The organism is Rhodococcus sp. SGAir0479 (assembly GCF_005484805.1).
In the GTDB taxonomy this organism is placed as follows: domain Bacteria; phylum Actinomycetota; class Actinomycetes; order Mycobacteriales; family Mycobacteriaceae; genus Prescottella.
In genome coordinates this window covers 2285246-2303238 of sequence record NZ_CP039432.1, presented here as the reverse complement: position 1 = coordinate 2303238, position 17993 = coordinate 2285246, and the positions used below count along the sequence as shown (strand labels likewise).

At 69.3% G+C, this 17993-nt stretch carries 19 protein-coding genes; 11 read left to right on the top strand and 8 right to left on the bottom strand.

Going from position 1 to position 17993, the window contains the following annotated elements; all coding sequences use genetic code 11:
- The first annotated feature begins 129 nt into the window (after positions 1-129).
- From rplU to proB, 4 genes are all read left to right on the top strand, one after another.
- Complete coding sequence (gene rplU, locus E7742_RS10775) at positions 130-441, top strand: 50S ribosomal protein L21 (RefSeq protein ID WP_137798951.1); 312 nt, start codon at positions 130-132, stop codon at positions 439-441.
- A gap of 49 nt (positions 442-490) precedes the next feature.
- Complete coding sequence (rpmA, locus tag E7742_RS10770; protein ID WP_137798950.1) at positions 491-754, top strand: 50S ribosomal protein L27; 264 nt, start codon at positions 491-493, stop codon at positions 752-754.
- A gap of 229 nt (positions 755-983) precedes the next feature.
- Complete coding sequence (obgE, locus tag E7742_RS10765) at positions 984-2444, top strand: GTPase ObgE (protein WP_137798949.1); 1461 nt, start codon at positions 984-986, stop codon at positions 2442-2444.
- Positions 2441-3541, top strand: coding sequence for a glutamate 5-kinase (gene proB / locus E7742_RS10760; RefSeq protein ID WP_137798948.1), 1101 nt, complete (start codon positions 2441-2443; stop codon positions 3539-3541). The genes obgE and proB overlap by 4 nt, the downstream gene beginning before the upstream one ends.
- Positions 3542-3558: 17 nt before the next feature.
- Here the strand turns inward: proB and E7742_RS10755 are convergent, their stop codons facing one another.
- On the bottom strand, positions 3559-4374 hold the full coding sequence (locus tag E7742_RS10755; RefSeq protein ID WP_441346896.1) for an NAD-dependent protein deacetylase: 816 nt from the start codon (positions 4372-4374) through the stop codon (positions 3559-3561).
- A gap of 73 nt (positions 4375-4447) precedes the next feature.
- Between E7742_RS10755 and E7742_RS10750 the strand changes: the two genes are divergently transcribed.
- On the top strand, positions 4448-4921 hold the full coding sequence (locus E7742_RS10750) for a VOC family protein (RefSeq protein ID WP_137798946.1): 474 nt from the start codon (positions 4448-4450) through the stop codon (positions 4919-4921).
- A gap of 81 nt (positions 4922-5002) precedes the next feature.
- Here the strand turns inward: E7742_RS10750 and E7742_RS10745 are convergent, their stop codons facing one another.
- From E7742_RS10745 to E7742_RS10715, 7 genes are all read right to left on the bottom strand, one after another.
- Positions 5003-5419, bottom strand: coding sequence for an ectoine synthase (locus E7742_RS10745; RefSeq protein ID WP_137798945.1), 417 nt, complete (start codon positions 5417-5419; stop codon positions 5003-5005).
- Positions 5420-5450: 31 nt separating this feature from the next.
- Positions 5451-6710 carry a diaminobutyrate--2-oxoglutarate transaminase gene (gene ectB / locus E7742_RS10740; protein ID WP_137798944.1) on the bottom strand — a complete coding sequence of 420 codons (1260 nt, stop codon included), beginning with the start codon at positions 6708-6710 and terminating at the stop codon, positions 5451-5453.
- 13 nt (positions 6711-6723) lie between these two features.
- Entirely contained in the window at positions 6724-7251 is a 528-nt protein-coding gene (gene ectA / locus E7742_RS10735; protein WP_137798943.1) for a diaminobutyrate acetyltransferase, read from the bottom strand.
- Between the two features lie 132 nt (positions 7252-7383).
- Positions 7384-9480 carry a RecQ family ATP-dependent DNA helicase gene (locus tag E7742_RS10730; protein ID WP_137798942.1) on the bottom strand — a complete coding sequence of 699 codons (2097 nt, stop codon included), beginning with the start codon at positions 9478-9480 and terminating at the stop codon, positions 7384-7386.
- A 52-nt stretch (positions 9481-9532) separates the two neighbouring features.
- Positions 9533-9991 carry an acetyltransferase gene (locus E7742_RS10725; RefSeq protein WP_137798941.1) on the bottom strand — a complete coding sequence of 153 codons (459 nt, stop codon included), beginning with the start codon at positions 9989-9991 and terminating at the stop codon, positions 9533-9535.
- A gap of 49 nt (positions 9992-10040) precedes the next feature.
- Entirely contained in the window at positions 10041-10916 is an 876-nt protein-coding gene (locus tag E7742_RS10720; RefSeq protein WP_137798940.1) for a ribokinase, read from the bottom strand.
- A gap of 71 nt (positions 10917-10987) precedes the next feature.
- Positions 10988-12379, bottom strand: coding sequence for an amino acid permease (locus E7742_RS10715; protein WP_441346895.1), 1392 nt, complete (start codon positions 12377-12379; stop codon positions 10988-10990).
- Positions 12380-12445: 66 nt separating this feature from the next.
- On the opposite strand from E7742_RS10715, the gene E7742_RS10710 reads away from it, so the two are divergent.
- The 6 genes from E7742_RS10710 to E7742_RS10685 are packed head-to-tail and all read left to right on the top strand — an operon-like array spanning position 12446 to position 17981.
- Positions 12446-13729, top strand: a complete 1284-nt coding sequence (locus E7742_RS10710) for a glutamate-5-semialdehyde dehydrogenase (RefSeq protein ID WP_137798938.1) — start codon at positions 12446-12448, stop codon at positions 13727-13729.
- 19 nt (positions 13730-13748) lie between these two features.
- Positions 13749-14660 (top strand): AAA family ATPase, encoded by a 912-nt coding sequence (locus E7742_RS10705; RefSeq protein WP_137798937.1) that lies wholly within the window; start codon positions 13749-13751, stop codon positions 14658-14660.
- Positions 14661-14673: 13 nt separating this feature from the next.
- Complete coding sequence (locus E7742_RS10700; RefSeq protein ID WP_137798936.1) at positions 14674-16125, top strand: vWA domain-containing protein; 1452 nt, start codon at positions 14674-14676, stop codon at positions 16123-16125.
- Between the two features lie 36 nt (positions 16126-16161).
- The gene (gene nadD, locus E7742_RS10695) at positions 16162-16902 is read left to right on the top strand and encodes a nicotinate-nucleotide adenylyltransferase (protein WP_302661129.1); all 741 of its coding nucleotides are present in this window, start codon (positions 16162-16164) and stop codon (positions 16900-16902) included.
- A complete protein-coding gene (gene rsfS / locus E7742_RS10690; protein ID WP_137798935.1) occupies positions 16903-17319 on the top strand; it encodes a ribosome silencing factor in 417 nt (138 codons plus the stop codon).
- Entirely contained in the window at positions 17316-17981 is a 666-nt protein-coding gene (locus E7742_RS10685; protein ID WP_137798934.1) for a histidine phosphatase family protein, read from the top strand. The genes rsfS and E7742_RS10685 overlap by 4 nt, the downstream gene beginning before the upstream one ends.
- Positions 17982-17993: the final 12 nt, after the last annotated feature.

Sequence of the window (17993 nt, the reverse complement as noted above, 5' to 3'; positions counted from 1 at the left end):
CTCTGCTGCGCCCACTTCGGGCCTTACGGGCGCGTAAGGGGTAGCCGCCACACCAGACCAGTCGCGCAGCACTGAAAGCCTCACGGCAGCGGCGCGAGCACGTTCGAATTAGCAAGGGGTAGCCGTCCGATGGCAACGTACGCGATCGTCAAGACCGGCGGAAAGCAGTACAAGGTCGCTGTTGGTGACCTCGTCAAGGTCGAGAAGATCGAGGGTGAGCCCGGCACCGCTGTCTCGCTTGCCCCGGTCCTCGTGGTCGATGGGTCCGAGCTGACCACCGACGCCGACAAGCTGGCGCAGATCGCCGTGACCGGTGAGGTCGTCGAGCACACCAAGGGCCCGAAGATCCGGATCCACAAGTTCAAGAACAAGACCGGCTACCACAAGCGCCAGGGTCACCGTCAGAAGCTGACGGTCCTCAAGGTCACCGGCATCAAGTAGCTCGACCTTTCACCGATTCAGCTTTCACGATTCCTGGGAGGGATTCGACATGGCACATAAGAAGGGTGCATCCAGCTCCCGTAACGGTCGCGATTCGAATGCGCAGCGACTCGGCGTGAAGCGCTTCGGCGGCCAGTCCGTCAGCGCCGGCGAGATCATCGTGCGTCAGCGCGGCACCCACTTCCACCCCGGCGTCAACGTCGGTCGTGGCGGTGACGACACCCTGTTCGCTCTCGCTGCGGGCGCCGTCGAGTTCGGCTCCAAGCGCGGGCGCAAGACCGTGAACATCGTTCCGGTCGCGGCAGAGGCCTAGGTCTGCTGCCACCTACGGTTCCGGTTCTCGTCACCGCTCCGCGCTGACGAATCCGCATCCGTTCCGATCTCCCAGTAGGGGCGGGCCAGGGTCTCACACCCTGCCCGCCCCTACTGTCGTTTTCACCACGACGCGTTCTCTCCGTCACACTGTGACCACGGCGAGAACCCTCGGGAACCGAGAAGCGTCGTGTCAAACCGCAAGTTGACTGAGGAAGGATCCGGCAGTCATGTCCCGATTCATTGACCGCGTGGTGCTGCACGTCAGCGCCGGAAAAGGCGGCAATGGTTGCGCCTCCGTCCACCGCGAGAAGTTCAAGCCGCTCGGCGGCCCCGACGGTGGCAACGGTGGTCGCGGCGGGGATGTCGTGCTCGAGGTGGACCGCAACGTCCACACCCTCCTCGACTTCCACTTCCATCCGCGCGCCAAGGCGACCAACGGCACGCAGGGGATGGGTGGCAACCGCGAAGGCGCCAACGGCTCGGACCTGATCCTCAAGGTGCCGGACGGCACCGTCGTCGTCGACAAGGACGGTGAGGTGCTCGCCGACCTCATCGGTGTCGGCACCCGGTACGTGGCCGCGCGCGGTGGCCGCGGCGGCCTGGGCAACGCCTCGCTCGCCTCGAAGGCGCGCAAGGCCCCCGGCTTCGCGCTGCTCGGCGAGGACGGTGAGTCGGGCGACCTGATCCTGGAGCTCAAGTCCGTCGCCGACGTCGGCCTCGTCGGATTTCCGTCGGCGGGCAAGTCGTCGCTCGTGTCGGTGCTGTCGGCCGCGAAGCCGAAGATCGGTGACTATCCCTTCACGACCCTGCAGCCCAACCTGGGCGTCGTGTCGAGTGGTGACACGACGTTCACCGTCGCCGACGTGCCGGGCCTGATCCCGGGCGCCAGCGAAGGACGCGGACTGGGCCTGGACTTCCTGCGCCACCTCGAGCGGTGCGCGGTTCTCGCGCACGTCGTGGACTGTGCGACGCTCGAGTCGGACCGCGACCCGATCTCCGACGTCGACGCCCTCGAGGCGGAACTGGCGGCCTACCGGCCCGCGCTCAAGGGCGACGCGAGTCTCGGCGATCTCGCGGACCGTCCCCGCATCGTGATCCTCAACAAGGCCGACGTCCCCGAGGCGGCCGAGCTCGCCGAGATGGTGACGCCGGACTTCGAGGCCCGTGGCTGGCCGGTGTTCACGATCTCGGCCGTCAGCCGGGAGGGTTTGCGGCCCTTGACGTTCGCGCTCGCCAAGATGGTCGCCGACTACCGCGAGGCACATCCGCCGGCGGAGCCGAAGCGTCAGGTGATCCGTCCGATCGCGGCCAAGGAGACCGGGTTCGACGTCATCGCCGATCCGGACAACCCGGGTGGTTTCATCGTGCGCGGCGTCCAGCCCGAGCGTTGGGTGCGCCAGACCGCGTTCGACAACGACGAGGCCGTCGGCTACCTCGCCGACCGCCTGGCTCGCCTGGGCGTCGAGGACGCACTGGTCAAGCAGGGCGCCGAGCCCGGCGCCTTCGTCACCATCGGTGACGTGGGCTTCGAGTGGGAGCCGCAGACGGCGGCCGGTGTCGACATCGTCCGCACCGGACGCGGTACCGACGCTCGCCTCGACCAGGACGAGCGCATCGGTGCGGCCGAGCGCAAGCACGCCCGTCGGGTCCGTCGCGGACTCGAGAGCGAGGATCCCGAAGCCAAGTGAGCGAGACCAGAGCGGCCGTCGCGTCCGCACGCAGCATCGTGGTGAAGATCGGGTCCTCGGCGCTGACGAGTCTGATCGGTGGCCTCGACGTGGGACGGCTGAACCTGCTCGCGGACGCGCTCGAGGCCCGCATGCGGGCCGGGTCGGACGTCGTCGTGGTGTCGTCCGGCGCCGTGGGAGCGGGCCTCGCGCCGCTCGGATTGACCCATCGGCCAAGGGATCTCGCGACCAAGCAGGCGGCCGCCAGTGTCGGTCAGCTGGCGCTGGCGCACGCGTGGGGGACGTCCTTCGCGCGGTACGGTCGCACGGTCGGGCAGGTGCTGCTCACGGCCGACGACATCGCTCGTCGCACCCAGCACCGCAACGCGCAGCGCACGCTCGACCGGCTGCGGGCGCTGCACGCGGTCGCGATCGTGAACGAGAACGACACGGTCGCGACCACCGAACTCCGGTTCGGTGACAACGACCGGCTCGCGGCGCTGGTCGCGCATCTCGTCGGCGCCGACGCGCTGGTGCTGCTGTCGGACGTCGACGGCCTGTACGACGGCGATCCCCGCAAGGGCGGCGCCACGCTGATCCCCGAGGTGAACAGCCCCGAGGACCTCGACGGCGTGGTCGCCGGGTCCGGGGGAGCGTTGGGCACCGGCGGGATGGCGTCGAAGCTGTCGGCGGCCCGGCTGGCCGCCGATTCCGGGGTTCCGGTGCTGTTGACCGCAGCCTCGGACGCGGCGACGGCACTGACCACCGCGGACACCGGGACGGTCTTCGCGGCGCGTCCCCACCGGATGTCGGCGCGCAAGTTCTGGGTCCGGCACGCCGCCGACACGCAAGGGGCGATCCACCTCGACGCGGGTGCGGTGCGGGCCGTGGTCGAGCGGCGCCGGTCGCTGCTGTCGGCCGGCGTCACCGCGGTGTCCGGACGGTTCTACGGTGGCGACGTGATCTCGCTGGTAGGGCCGGAGGAGCGCCCCGTGGCGCGGGGAGTGGTCGCGTACGACTCGGCGGAGATCGAGGCGATGCTGGGGCACTCCACCACCGAGCTGCCGGCGGACATGCAACGGCCCGTCGTGCACGCGGACGATCTGGTACCGCTGTAGGACGCGACCCGACCGGATCAGGCGGGCAGGGCGTCGGCGAGCATCTCGAGCACCTCGGAGCTGCCCAGCTCGGCCTTGAGCGCGGCGATCTCGTCGCCCCGGGTGGCGCCGCGGTTGACGATGACGATCGGCTTGCCCTCGCGCGCGGCCCGGCGGACGAACCGCAGCCCCGACATGACCGTCAGTGACGATCCGACCACGAGCAGCGCGTCGGCGTCGGCGACCATCTCGAACGCCGACTCGACGCGGGACTTCGGGACGTTCTCCCCGAAGTAGACGATGTCCGGCTTGAGCATCCCGCCGCAACGGTCGCAGTCGACCATCCGGAAGTGGTCGGTGGACTCCACGACGGCGTCGGCGTCCGGCGCGATCTCGACGCCCGTGGCCGCGGCGACGGACTGCGCGAAGCCGGGATTGGCGACGTCCAGTCGCTCGGCGAGCGTCATCCGGGAGATCCGGTGCCGGCAGGCCAGGCAGCGGACCTGGGCGTAACTGCCGTGCAGGTCGATGACGTGCCGGGTCCCCGCCTTGGTGTGCAGCAGGTCCACGTTCTGGGTGATCACGCCGGTCACGACACCGGAACGCTCGAGCCGCGCCAGCGCGCGGTGACCGGTGTTGGGGCGGGCGGCGTCCATGTAGCGCCAGCCGAGGTGGTTGCGGGCCCAGTAGTGGCGGCGAAAGGCGACATCGCCGACGAACTGCTGGTAGGTCATCGGGTTGCGCGGCGGCGAGTCGGGGCCGCGGTAGTCGGGTATCCCCGAGTCGGTCGAGATTCCCGCTCCGGTCAGCACGCACACGCGCCGGTCGCCGAGCAGGTCGAGCATCCGGTCCATCACCCGATCCAGGGTAGGCGCGTGTCCGATCCGTTCAATCCACGGTGACCGATCACACCCGAGACTGGGCGCCATGACCACAGTGAACCCCGTCCCCGACGGCTATCGCACTCTCACCCCCTACCTCGCGGTCCCGGACGGTCCGGCGGCTCTCGACTTCTACGAACGCGGGCTCGGCGCGGTCGTCGTCGACCGCATGGACGCGCCCGACGGCGCCGTCATGCACGCCGAGATCCGGATCGGTGACTCGATGCTGCAGCTGTCGAACGAGATGCCCGAGTACGGCCTGAAGGCACCCGAGGTGGGCTGGGTGCACTCCTCCCTCGTCGTCTACGTCGAGGACTGCGACTCGTTCGTGGATCGAGCGGTGCGTGCGGGCGCCAGGCTGGTCATGCCGGTGTCGGACACCTTCTCGGGCGATCGGCACGGGGTGTTCCTCGACCCGTTCGGTCATCGCTGGGCGGTGTGCACCAGGATCGAGGACGTGCCGCCCGCGGAAGTGGCACGGCGGGCGCGTGAGTTGTTCCATCCGGACCCGGTGTCCTGAGCGGCCGCCGCCCGCGTGTCGGCGAACGCAGAGAGGGCCGGGTCGACGGATCGACCCGGCCCTCTCGGACGTCGCGCTGCGTTACGAGGCCTGGCGCTCGTCCTCGTCGAGTGTGATCAGCGGGTACACGCCGTTCTCGTCGTGGACCTCGCGACCGGTCACCGGCGGATTGAACACGCACAGCATCCGCATCTCGGTCACGGGTTCGACGCGATGGCGCTCGTGCCCGTTCAGCAGGTACATCGTGCCCGGCCGCAGCTGGTACACCTCGCCGCTGTCGAGATCGGTCAGGATGCCGTCGCCCTCGACCAGCCAGACGGCCTCGATGTGGTTGGCGTAGTGGAACTCGTTGACCGAGCCCGCCCGAATTGTGGTCTCGTGGAACGAGAATCCGACTCCGTCGCCGGCGAGCACGATGCGCTTGCTGCGCCAGTTGCCGTCCTCGCTCGTGATGTCGCGGTCGGTGTCGGTGATGTCGTCGGTGGTGCGAACGATCATGAAATCTCCTCTGGGGCCTGAAGAATCGTGGTCAGCCGAAGACCTTGGCGGTCGCCTCGGCCAGGATGCTCAGGCCGTGGTCGAGCTCGCTCTCGGTGATGGTCAGCGGCGGAAGCAGTTTCACCACTTCGTCGGACGGACCGGAGGTCTCGGCGAGAAGTCCCTCGTCGAACGCCAGACCGCACACCTTGCCGGCCTTGTTCGGATCGTCGAACTTCAGTCCCTGGACCATGCCGCGGCCGCGGGTGCTGACACCGTCGAAGGTGGCGGCGAGGTTGCCGAAGATCTGCTCGATCCGCTTGCCCTTGGCGAGCGTCGACTTCTGCAGGGCGTCGTCCGACCAGTAGTGGTCGAGTGCGGCGGTGGCGGTGACGAATGCGGGGTTGTTACCGCGGAAGGTGCCGTTGTGCTCACCCGGCGCCCACAGGTCGAGTTCCGGCTTGAACAGCGTCAGTGCCATCGGCAGGCCGTAGCCGCCGATCGACTTCGACAGCGTGACGATGTCCGGCGTGATGCCCGCGATCTCGAACGAGAAGAAGGGGCCGGTACGGCCGCAGCCCATCTGCACGTCGTCGACGATGAGCAGGATGTCGCGGCGGGTGCACAGGTCGGCGAGCGCGCGCAGCCACTCGGGGCGCGCGACGTTGACACCGCCCTCGCCCTGCACGGTCTCGACGATCACGGCGGCCGGCCGGTTGAGACCGCTGCCCGAATCGTCCAGTACCCGCTCGAACCACTGGAAGTCCTCGGTGACGCCGCCGAAGTAGTTGTCGAACGGCATCGGCGTGGCGTGCACCAGGGGCACGCCCGCGCCGGCTCGCTTCATCGAGTTGCCGGTCACCGACAGCGCACCCAGGGTCATGCCGTGGAAAGCGTTGGTGAAGTTGATGATCGACTCGCGACCCGTGGCCTTGCGGGCCAGTTTGAGGGCCGCTTCGACCGAGTTGGTGCCGGTGGGGCCGGGGAACTGGACCTTGTAGTCCAGATTGCGCGGCTCGAGAATGTTGCGCTGGAAGCTCTTCAGGAACTCACGTTTGGCCACGGTGGACATGTCCAGCCCGTGCGTGATGCCGTCACCGGCGATGTACTCGAGAAGAGCCTTCTTCATCACCGGGTTGTTGTGGCCGTAGTTGAGCGCGCCCGCGCCGGCGAAGAAGTCCAAGTAGTCGCGGCCGGATTCGTCGCGGATCCACGCGCCGGAGGCCGACTCGAAGACCGTGGGCCAGTTCCGGCAGTAGCTGCGAACCCCGGATTCGAGGCTCTCGAAGATGCTGGTCTCGACTGTAGTCATGAGTGCTCCTTCCTCAGGAGGCGTTCTGCGGCGAGATCGTGTAGAGATCCTCGGCCTCGTGCCCGTCGGGAAAATCGTTCGGGGAGAAGAGTTCTTGCCTCTCGATGGCGCATCCGCGGCGATGCGCGACGGATGTGAACAGTGCGATGGAGGCGGCATTGTCCGGACTGATCGTGGTCTCGAGTTGCCACACACCTTGCAGTGCAACGTGATCGAGCAGGTTCGAGAGCATTCTTCCGGCCAGTCCTCGGCCGCGCTGGTCCTCGTCGACTGCCACTTGCCACACGAAGAGGGTGGCGGGAACCTCGGGGCGAACGTAGCCGGTGACGAATCCGACTACCCGGTCGTCGACGGTGGCGACGATCGAGGTGTCCTGAAAATCTCTGCACCACAAGAGGTACGAATAGCTCGAATTGAGATCGAGCACGTCGGTATCCTTGGCGATCTCCCAGAGCCGGACTCCGTCTGAGATCTGGGGCTTACGGAACTCCACCGCGTCCGGCGCGGTGGTTGGGGTAACTCTCAGCTGCGATGGCGTCATTGTTGTTGGCGTCCTTGTAGATCGAACGTAACAACCGCACGTCACGATTTCATGGAAGCGAGGAAATCGGACACCGAAGACCCCGCAGCCTCGCAGGTGAGGCAGTGAATGTGATGATGGTCACAACAGGTTTCACTTGGGGGTGGCCAGGGCGAACGGGAGGACGGCCCGGGCCCCTGCCGCCCGCAATGTCCGGGCCGCCATCGTCAGCGTCCACCCGCTGTCGGTGACGGTGTCGAGCAGCAGGACGGGCCGCTCCTGACCGGACAGATCCGGTGCCTCCCACGCGTCGGCCAGGCCGGCGACGCGGTACGCGGAGTTGGCGGCCGACACCGGCGGGTGGCCGGGACGTTCGTGGAGAACACCCAGATCGGCGAGCCGGCCCACCTGGGCGAGGCGGGTGGTGAGCGAGCGCATCAGTTGCGGATGCGTGGACGACTCGACGCTCATGACGGCGCCCGGGCGCTCGGTCCAGTCCCACGCGGCCAGCACCTTGATGCAGGCGTCGACGACGGCGTCGGGAACCGGGGCGTCGGGTCCGTCGAGCAGCGAACGCAGCCGCTGCCCCCAGCCCAGGTCCGACAACCGGCCCAGGACGCGACCCGGCTCGGGACCGTCGGTGATCTTGCCGGACAGGCTCAGCCCCAGCTTGGCCATGCCCGTGGGCCACTGCTTGCGCGGCGGCAGGTCCACGCCGGGACGCTCGAGGCGTCGCCGGGTGTCGGCGACGGCGTCGGCGGCCACCTCGGCGCTGAACCGCGGTCCGGCGCAGTTGTCGCAGCGGCCGCAGCGACTGCCGGCGTCGAGTCCCGGATCGTCGAGCTGGCGGCGCAGGAACGTCATCCGGCACTCGTCGGTGCGTTCGTACTCGAGCATGGCCTGCTGCTCGGCCTGACGGGCGGCGTCGAGGCGGCCGTACCGCTCGGCGTCGTACGTCCACGGCTGCCCGGTGGCCACCCACCCGCCCCGCACCCGGCGGACGGCGCCGTCCACGTCGAGCACCTTCAGGACCAGTTCGAGCCGGGTGCGATTGAGCTCGACCAGCGGTTCGAGCGCCATCGTCGACTGCGGCCGCTCGGTGTCCAGGACGTCGATGACCTTGCGCACGATGTGTTCGCGCGGGAACGACACCGAGGCGAAGTAACTCCAGATCTGCTGGTCCTCGTGCCCGGGCAGCAGGACCACCTCGGCACTGTCGGTGGCACGGCCCGCACGGCCCACCTGCTGGTAGTACGAGATGGGCGACGACGGCGCACCCAGATGGACGACGAAGCCCAGATCGGGTTTGTCGAAGCCCATGCCCAGCGCGGAGGTCGCGACCAGAGCCTTGACCCGGTTGTGCAGCAGATCGCTCTCGAGCACCTCGCGCTCGGCGGCGTCGGTCTGCCCGGTGTACGCGGCCACGTGGTGCCCGCGGTCGGCGAGCAGGCTCGCGAGGTCGCGGGCGGCGGACACGGTGAGCGTGTAGATGATGCCGGACCCCGGAAGATCGTCGAGGTGCTCGGCGAGCCATGCCGCACGCTGGGTGGCCTCCGGGATCCGGACGACGGACATGCTCAGCGAGTCGCGTTCGAGGGTGCCGCGCAACACCAGCGTCTCGGCGCCGCCGACCCCGAGCTGCGTCGCGACGTCCGAGACGACGCGGTCGTTCGCCGTCGCGGTGGTCGCCAGCACCGGAACGCCGTCGCCGAGGTCCTCGACGAGCGTGCGAATGCGCCGGTAGTCCGGCCGGAAGTCGTGGCCCCAGTCGGACACGCAGTGCGCCTCGTCGACGACCACGAGCCCGGCGTCCGCGGCGAGCGAGGGCAGCACCTGGTCCCGGAAGTCCGGGTTGTTGAGCCGCTCCGGGCTCACGAGTAGGACGTCGAGCTCGCGCGCCGCGACGCGTTGATGGATCTCGTCCCACTCGGTGACGTTGCCGGAGTTGATGGTGGCGGCCTGCACGCCCGCGCGTTCGGCGGACGCGACCTGGTTGCGCATCAGCGCCAGCAGCGGGGACACGATCACGGTGGGGCCGTGCCCGTGCGCGCGCAGCAACTTCGCGGCGATGAAGTAGACGGCCGACTTGCCCCAACCGGTGCGTTGGACCACGAGCGCGCGCCGTCGCCCCACGACGAGCGCCTCGATGGCCGTCCACTGATCGTCACGCAGTCTGGCGTCCGGACCTGCCAGTTCCCGAAGCAACCGTTCGGCCTCGTCACGGAGATCTGCTGAGGTTGCGGTCGTCATGCGTCCATCGTGCCCGAGACCGCCGACAGCCGACGGCGGCAGCGGTGTCGATTCAGGCGGTCCGGCGCGCGAGGTGCAGCAGCGGGAAGGGGCGACCCTCCGAGTCGGTGTCCGATCGGCCCAGGGTGACGAAGCCGTGCCGGCGGTAGAACCCGACCGCCTCCGGGTTCTGCTCGTTGACGTCGAGCGTCAGCTCCGGGCGCGACGAGAGTGCGTGGAGGAGGAGTGCGGAGCCCACGCCGCGTCCGCGATGGCCCGCCTCCACGAACAGCATCTCGAGCGAGTCGCCGGCCAGGCCGGAGAAGCCCACCGCGACGCCGTCGACCTCCGCGACGGTCACCGTCACGGCCGGGAGGTAGTCGCTCGCCATCCGCGACTCGAAGTACTCGACGTCGTCGGGGGTGAGGAAGTGATGGGTGGCCTCGACGGCACTGCGCCAGATGCGGACGAGCGCGGGCCACTCCGCACTTCCGCGGCACGGTCGCAGGACGGGGTCGCTCGACGGGGTCATGCCGTGGAGGGTACGGGCAGCCGGTGCCGGCGCCGATCCGATTCTCCGGTCAGTCCCGGCCGCGGAGCAGGGCGTCGACCTCGGCGCGCGTGGGGGAGGCCGCGCTCGCTCCGGGACGGGTCGCGGTCAGTGCTCCGGCCGCACACGCGAACGAGAGGGCCGCACGGGGCCGACCGCGGCTCCATACGGACGCGAGCGCCCCCGCGAACGCGTCACCTGCGCCCGTCGTGTCGACGGCGTCGACAGCGGGGGAGTCGACGGTCAGTGTCCCGCCGTCCGGTCCGCGGTAGCGGGCGCCGGCGGCGCCGAGCGTGGTGACGACGTGCGGCACTCGGTCGAGTGTGTCCCGACCGAGCTGCGCCGCCTCGGTCTCGTTGACCACCAGCACGTCCACCGCGGCGATCAGGTCGTTCGGGAGTGTCCGGGCCGGGGACGGGTTGAGCATCACCACGGTGTCGTGCTCGGTGGCGTGCCGGGCGGCGGCGAGCACCGTGCGGAGCGGAATCTCGAGCTGGCACAGCAGGACGTCGGCTCCAGCGATCACGCGCAGCTCGGCGGCGGTGAGCTCGGTGACGCGCGTGTTGGCGCCCGCAGCCACGACGATCGAGTTCTGCCCAGTGTCGTCGACCGTGATCACCGCGACGCCGCTGGGCCCGTCCACCTCCCGCAGCAACTCGGCGTCGACCTCGGCGTCCACGAGCGCCTGACGCAGTTCGAGCGCGAAGGTGTCGTCGCCCACCGCACCGACGAAGGCGACCTCGGCGCCGCACTTGGCGGCCGCGACGGCCTGATTGGATCCCTTGCCGCCGGGTGTGGTCGAGAACGACGTCCCGAGGACCGTCTCGCCCGGTGCGGGCATGACCGGTGTGCGGGCGACGAGGTCCATGTTGATGCTGCCGACCACCACGACCGTGTTCTCCACCATGGATGGAGGCTAGTCGTCGGCGGACCCGTTCCGCGGGTTGGCCGCGGGGCCGACGACCGAACCGGTGTCCGTCAGTACCGCGACGACCGCCGCCCCAGGAGTGCGTAGTAACCGAAGCCGACCATGATGCCGAACACCACGCCCACTGCCAGCGCGATCCGGCCGGCCTCGGTGAAGAACAGCAGCACGACGACGAAGGCGAGGAAGCACAGCGCGATCCAGTTGGTGTACGGCGCCCCCGGCAAGCGGTAGTCGGACGCCGGGAGCACCCCGCGGTTGACGAACCGGCGGTAGCGCAGGTGGCACGCGAGGATGACGCCCCACACGAAGATGATCCCGATGGTCGACACCGACGTGATGTAGACGAAGGCGCGGTCCGGGGACAGAACGTTGACGACGACGCCGATGATCATCGCGGCGGCCGACATCGTGATGCCCGCGTAGGGCACGTGCCGGCTGCTCAGCTTGCTCAGCACGGCCGGGGCCTCGCGGCGCAGCGACAGGCTACGCAGCATCCGGCCCGTCGAGTAGATGCCGGAGTTGCACGACGACAGCGCCGCGGTGAGCAGCACGAAGTTCATGATTCCCGCCGCGGCCGGGATGCCGATCTGCTCGAGCACCTCGACGAACGGGCTCTTGCCGGCGTGGAAGTCCTGCCAGCTCGCGACCGACAGGATCACCACCAGCGAACCGACGTAGAACAACCCGATCCGGAACGGCAGCGTGTTGATCGCCTTCCGCAGCGTCTGCTTGGGGTTCTCGGCCTCGCCGGCCGTGACACCGACGAGTTCGACGCCGACGTAGGCGAACATCACCACCTGCAGACTCATCAGCGCACTGCCGAAGCCGTTCGGGAAGACACCGCCGTCGGCCCACAGATTCGTCACGGTGGGGTCGGCCGCGTGCCCGAAACCGAGGGTGAGCACGCCGATGCCGATGAGGATCATCCCGAGAATCGCGGTGATCTTGACGGTGGAGAACCAGAACTCCGCCTCGCCGAAGAGCTTCACCGAGATCAGGTTGGCGCCGAACAGGACGAGCAGCACCACGAGCGCGGTCAGCCAGGTCGGGACGCTGGGCCACCAGTATTCGACGTACTTGCCGGCCACCGTGATCTCGGCCATGCAGGTGGCGGCCCACACGGCCCAGTAGGCCCAGCCGGTCGCGAAGCCGAAGAACCGGCCCAGGAACTCCTCGGCGTACTCGGCGAAGCTGCCGGAGACCGGACGGTACGTCAGCAGCTCGCCGAGCGCGCGCATGATGACGAAGATCGCGAGGCCGGCCGCGAGGTAGGCGAGGATGAGCGAGGGTCCCGCTTCCTCGATGGCTCCACCCGCGCCGTAGAACAGGCCCGTTCCGATGGCGCCACCGAGCGCGATCATCTGGACGGTGCGGGCGTTGAGTCCGCGACGGTACCCCTCGGAGGAGGCGTCGTGGAGCGTCTCGTGTTGTGCCACTGACAATTCCTTACACAGACGGCGCATTGGGCAGAACGATTATGCGCCTGTGTCGGTCGCTAATCTGTACACATGACTGCCGCCACGCACACTTCACCGGTCGCCAGCGAATCCGGGGACACCCGGCAGGAGGTCCACGACGCCGCTCGCCGCGCGCGCGTGGCGTCCCGTGTGCTCGCGCTGTTGACCACCGCGCAGAAGGACGCCGCACTCCACGCGGCCGCCGACGCCGTGCTGGCCGCGACCGACGCGGTCCTGGCCGCGAACGCCGAGGACATCGAGGCGGCCCGGGCCACCGGCACCGAGGAGTCGCTGCTGGACCGGCTGCGGTTGACCGCCGCGCGTGTCGAGGGCATCGCGTCGGGGCTGCGGCAGGTCGCCGGGCTGGCCGACCCCGTGGGCGAGATCATTCGCGGCTCGACGCTCCCGAACGGTCTCGAGATTCGTCAGGTCCGGGTGCCGCTCGGCGTCGTCGGCATGGTCTACGAGGCGCGCCCGAACGTCACGGTCGATGCGTTCGGTCTGGCCCTCAAGTCGGGCAACGCGGCGCTGCTGCGCGGGTCGTCGTCGGCGGCCAAATCGAATGCCGCGCTGGTGAAGGTGCTGCGCGCCGCGCTCGTCGACCGAGGACTGCCGGCCGACGCGGTGCAGCTGCTGCCCAGTGCCGACCGCTCGAGCGTGACTCACCTGATCCAGGCCCGCGGGCTCGTCGACGTCGTCATTCCGCGCGGCGGAGCCGGGTTGATCAATGCGGTCGTCCGTGACGCGACGGTGCCGACGATCGAGACCGGTGTCGGCAACTGCCACGTCTACGTGCACGCCGCGGCCGACCTGGAGATGGCCGAGAAGATCGTGATCAACGCCAAGACCCGCCGCCCCAGCGTGTGCAACACCGTGGAGACGCTGCTGGTCGACGCCGCGATCGCCGACACCGCCGTCCCGCAGCTGTTGCAGGCGCTGCAGATGCACAGCGTCACCGTGCACGGGGACCTGCCCGGGCTCGTGCCGGCCACCGAGGACGACTGGTCCGAGGAGTACCTGACCCTCGACATCGCGCTCAAGGTCGTCGACGGCATCGACGCGGCCGTCGATCACATCGACCGCTACGGCACCGGCCACACCGAGGCCATCGTCACGTCCGATCTGTCCGCGGCGCGCGAGTTCACCGCGCGGGTGGATGCCGCCGCGGTTATGGTCAACGCCTCGACTGCCTTCACGGACGGTGAACAGTTCGGGTTCGGTGCGGAGATCGGGATCTCCACGCAGAAGCTGCACGCTCGCGGCCCGATGGGGCTGGGGGAACTCACCTCGACCAAGTGGACTGTCTGGGGAGACGGTCATACCCGACCGGCCTGACGGCCCGAAAGGAGCGAGTGTGGACCGCGCCCTGCCGACTGCACCGCCGTTGTTCGCGAGCGTCGACGACGTCAGCGAGCGTCTCGCCGAGACCGGTTACCTCGCCGACAAGGCGACCGCGACCGCGGTGTTCCTCGCCGACCGCCTGGGCAAGCCGCTGCTCATCGAGGGCCCGGCGGGTGTCGGCAAGACCGAGCTGTCGCGGGCCGTCGCGCAGACGTCGGGAGCAGAGCTGGTGCGGCTGCAGTGCTACGAGGGTGTCGACGAGTCGCGCGCGCTCTACGAGTGGAACCACGCCAAGCAGATTCTCCGCATCCAGACCGGGGCGAGCGGAGCGACGGGGGACGGGCACGGGGGCGGCCACAGCTGGGACGCGACCAAGCAGGACGTGTTCTCGGAGGAGTTCCTGCTGTCGCGGCCGCTGTTGACGGCCATCCGGCGGGAGGACCCGACAGTGCTGCTGGTGGACGAGGTCGACAAGGCCGACGTCGAGATCGAGGGCCTGCTGCTCGAGGTCCTCAGCGACTTCGCGGTGACCATCCCCGAGCTCGGCACGATCACCGCCACCCGCAAGCCGTTCGCGGTGCTCACCTCCAACGCGACCCGTGAGCTGTCGGAGGCCCTCAAACGCCGGTGCCTGTTCCTGCACCTCGACTTCCCGGACGCCGACCTCGAGCGCCGCATCCTCGCGAGCCGGGTGCCGGAGCTGCCCGAGGCGATCGCCGAACAGCTGGTCCGGACGGTGAACGTGCTGCGCGGCATGCAGCTCAAGAAGGTGCCGTCGGTGTCCGAGACCATCGACTGGGGCCGGACGCTGCTCGCGCTCGGGCTCGACACCCTCGACGACGACGCGGTGCGCGCGACGATGGGCGTCGTCCTCAAGCACCGCGCCGATCAGCAGCGCGCCGCCGCCGAGTTGCGCCTCAACTGAGAGGACACCGCCGATGGTCACCTCGCCACCGAACCGTCGCCGGGGTGGCCCGGCCGCGCCGCACGGGCTCCCCGGACATCTCGTCGACTTCGTCGAGGCACTGCGCCGGCGCGGTATCGCCGTCGGGCCGTCCGAGACCGTCGACGCCGGACGGGTGCTGTCGGTGCTCGACTTCCTCGACCGGGAGGCGCTGCGCGAGGGCCTCGCCTGTTCGCTGCTGCGTCGGCCCACCCACCGGGCCACGTTCGACGCGCTGTTCGACCTGTGGTTCCCCGCGGCGATCGGGGTCCGGGGCGAGGACTCCGAATCGGGGCCGACCCTGCCCCGCACTCCCGACGGCGAGATCGATCTCGCGGCGCTGCAGGAACTGCTGGCCGAGCTGCTCTCCGACGAATCGCCGGAGGCCCTCGAGCAACTCGAAGCGCTGGTCGCGCAGATGGTGGAGGTCCTGGGCAGGTACGAGTCGGCCAACGGTCCGTCGTTCTCGGCCTACCAGACGCTGCGCAACGTGATGCCCGACAGCCTGCTCGACAAGATTCTGTCCGGATTGCTCGGCAACCGGCCGGGTGAGGAGAAGCCGGGCGGGGACTACGCGTCCGAGGTCGCCGAGCGGGCCGCGATGCAGCGGATCATGGACTTCCGCAAGATGGTCGAACAGGAGACCAGGCGCCGTACGGCCGAACAGGTCGGGAAGGAACGTGTCGCGAACTACGGCGTGCCGAAGCTCGCCGAGGAAGTCGACTTCCTGCGAGCCTCGGACTCCGAACTGGTGGCGTTGCGACGCTCGGTCACCCCGCTGGCCCGGCTGCTCGCGAGCCGCCTGGCGGTGCGGCGGAGCCGGTCCCGCGCCGGCGCCATCGATCTGCGGCGCACGCTGCGCAAGTCGATGTCCACGGGTGGAGTCCCGATCGATCTGGTGCAGCGCAAGCCGCGGCCGGCGCGCCCCGAACTGGTGCTGCTGTGCGACGTCTCCGGTTCGGTCGCCGGGTTCTCCCACTTCACGCTGCTGCTGGTGCACGCGCTGCGCGAACAGTTCTCCCGGGTGCGTGTCTTCGCGTTCATCGACACCACCGACGAGGTCACCCGTTTCTTCGACACCGGCTCGGACCTCGGCGTCGCGATGTCCCGGATGATCCGGGAGGCCGAACTCATCACGTACGACGGCCACTCCGACTACGGGCACTCCCTCGGCGTGTTCGCCGAACGGTATGCGCACAGCATCACGAGCAGAAGTTCTCTGCTCGTCCTCGGTGACGGTCGCAACAACTACCGCGATCCCGGGCTGGCTGCGCTCGAGCACCTGGTGTCGGTGGCCAAGCACGCGCACTGGCTCAACCCGGAGCCGCGTAAGCAGTGGGGGACGGGCGATTCGGCCGCTCTCGTCTACAACGAAGTGATCGACATGCACGAGTGCCGGTCCGCCCAGCAGCTCGCCGCGGTGGTCGCCGGTTTGCTGCCTGTGTGACCGACCGCCGCGCGGCAGCCCGTAAGCTGGATTCTCGTGCACCAGCAGACAGCCGTCACCCCCCGTCGCCGTGTGGGCGTGATGGGCGGCACCTTCGATCCGATCCACCACGGGCACCTCGTGGCCGCGAGTGAGGTCGCGGATCGCTTCGACCTCGACGAAGTCGTCTTCGTGCCCACCGGGCAACCGTGGCAGAAGGACGACCGGCAGGTCAGTCCCGCCGAGGACCGCTACCTGATGACGGTGATCGCCACCGCGTCCAACCCGCGCTTCTCGGTCAGCCGCGCCGACATCGACCGTCACAAGGTCACCTACACCGTCGACACGCTGCGGGACCTGCGCGCCCAGCACCCCAACGCCGACCTGTACTTCATCACCGGCGCCGACGCCCTCGAGAGCATCCTGTCGTGGCAGGACTGGGAGGAGCTGTTCGCGCTCGCGAAGTTCGTCGGCGTCTCCCGTCCGGGCTACGAGTTGCACACCGAGCACCTCGCCGGCTACCTCGACCAGCTGCCGGCCGACGCCGTCACGCTCATCGAGATCCCCGCCCTGGCCATCTCGTCCACCGAATGCCGGTTACGTGCGGCCGAGCACCGCCCGGTCTGGTACCTCGTTCCGGACGGTGTGGTCCAGTACATCAGCAAACGAAATCTGTACCGCCCCGCCGGTGCCGAGCGCATCGACGGCGCGGCGACCATGTCGGAGCCGGTCCCGGCGCGACAGGTCGCCGCCGAAGCAGCACAATCGTCAACATCAGCAGAACCGGGAGAACACTGAGTGAGCGCATCGAACGACGCCATCGCCATGGCACGCACCGCCGCCCTGGCGGCCGACGAGAAGTTGGCCTCCGATGTGGTGGTGCTCGACGTCTCGGAGCAGCTCGTCATCACGGACTGCTTCGTCATCGCGTCGGCGCCCAACGAGCGCCAGGTCAACGCGATCGTCGAGAACATCGAGGACCGGCTGCGGGAATCCGGGCACAAGCCCGTCCGCCGCGAGGGCACCCGTGAGGGCCGGTGGGCGCTGCTCGACTACGTCGACATCGTCATCCACGTCCAGCACACCGACGAGCGCAACTTCTACGCCCTCGACCGGCTGTGGAAGGACTGCCCGGAGGTCCCGGTCGAGGGAATCGAACCGCGACAGCTGCCGATCGACGGTCCGGCGGACGAGGCGGGGGAGCCGGAGCTGTGACGGCGGCCGCGGGCGCAGCCGCGGTCAGGCGTCTGATCCTGCTGCGACACGGGCAGACCGAGTACAACGCCACCAACCGCATGCAGGGCCAGCTGGACACCGACCTGTCCGACCTGGGCCGGGCGCAGGCGAAGACCGCGGCCCAGGCGCTCGCCGACCAGCGGCCGTTCGCGATCGTCTCCTCCGACCTGCGCCGGGCCCACGACACGGCGCTCGCGCTCGGGGACCACGTGGGGCTGCCGGTCGAGACCGACAGCCGCCTGCGCGAGACGCACCTCGGGGACTGGCAGGGCCTCACCCACACCGACGTCGACGAGGTGTCGCCCGGTGCGCGGGTCCGGTGGCGCACCGACGCCGCATGGGCGCCGCCCGGCGGCGAGAGCCGGGTCGACGTCGCCGCGCGCAGCCTGCCCCTGGTGCAGGAGCTGCTCGAACGCTACGACCAATGGGGGCCCCAACCCGTGGTGCTGGTGGCCCACGGCGGTCTCATCGCCGCCCTCACCGCGCGACTACTGGACCTGCCGGCGGATCGGTGGCCGGTGCTGGGGGGACTGGGCAACACCAGCTGGGTACAGCTCAGCGGACACGGGGAGGGAACGGAACCGGCATGGCGGTTGGATGTGTGGAACGCGTCGGCGAGCGTGGCCAGTGATGTCCTCTGACGGCTCGGCCGT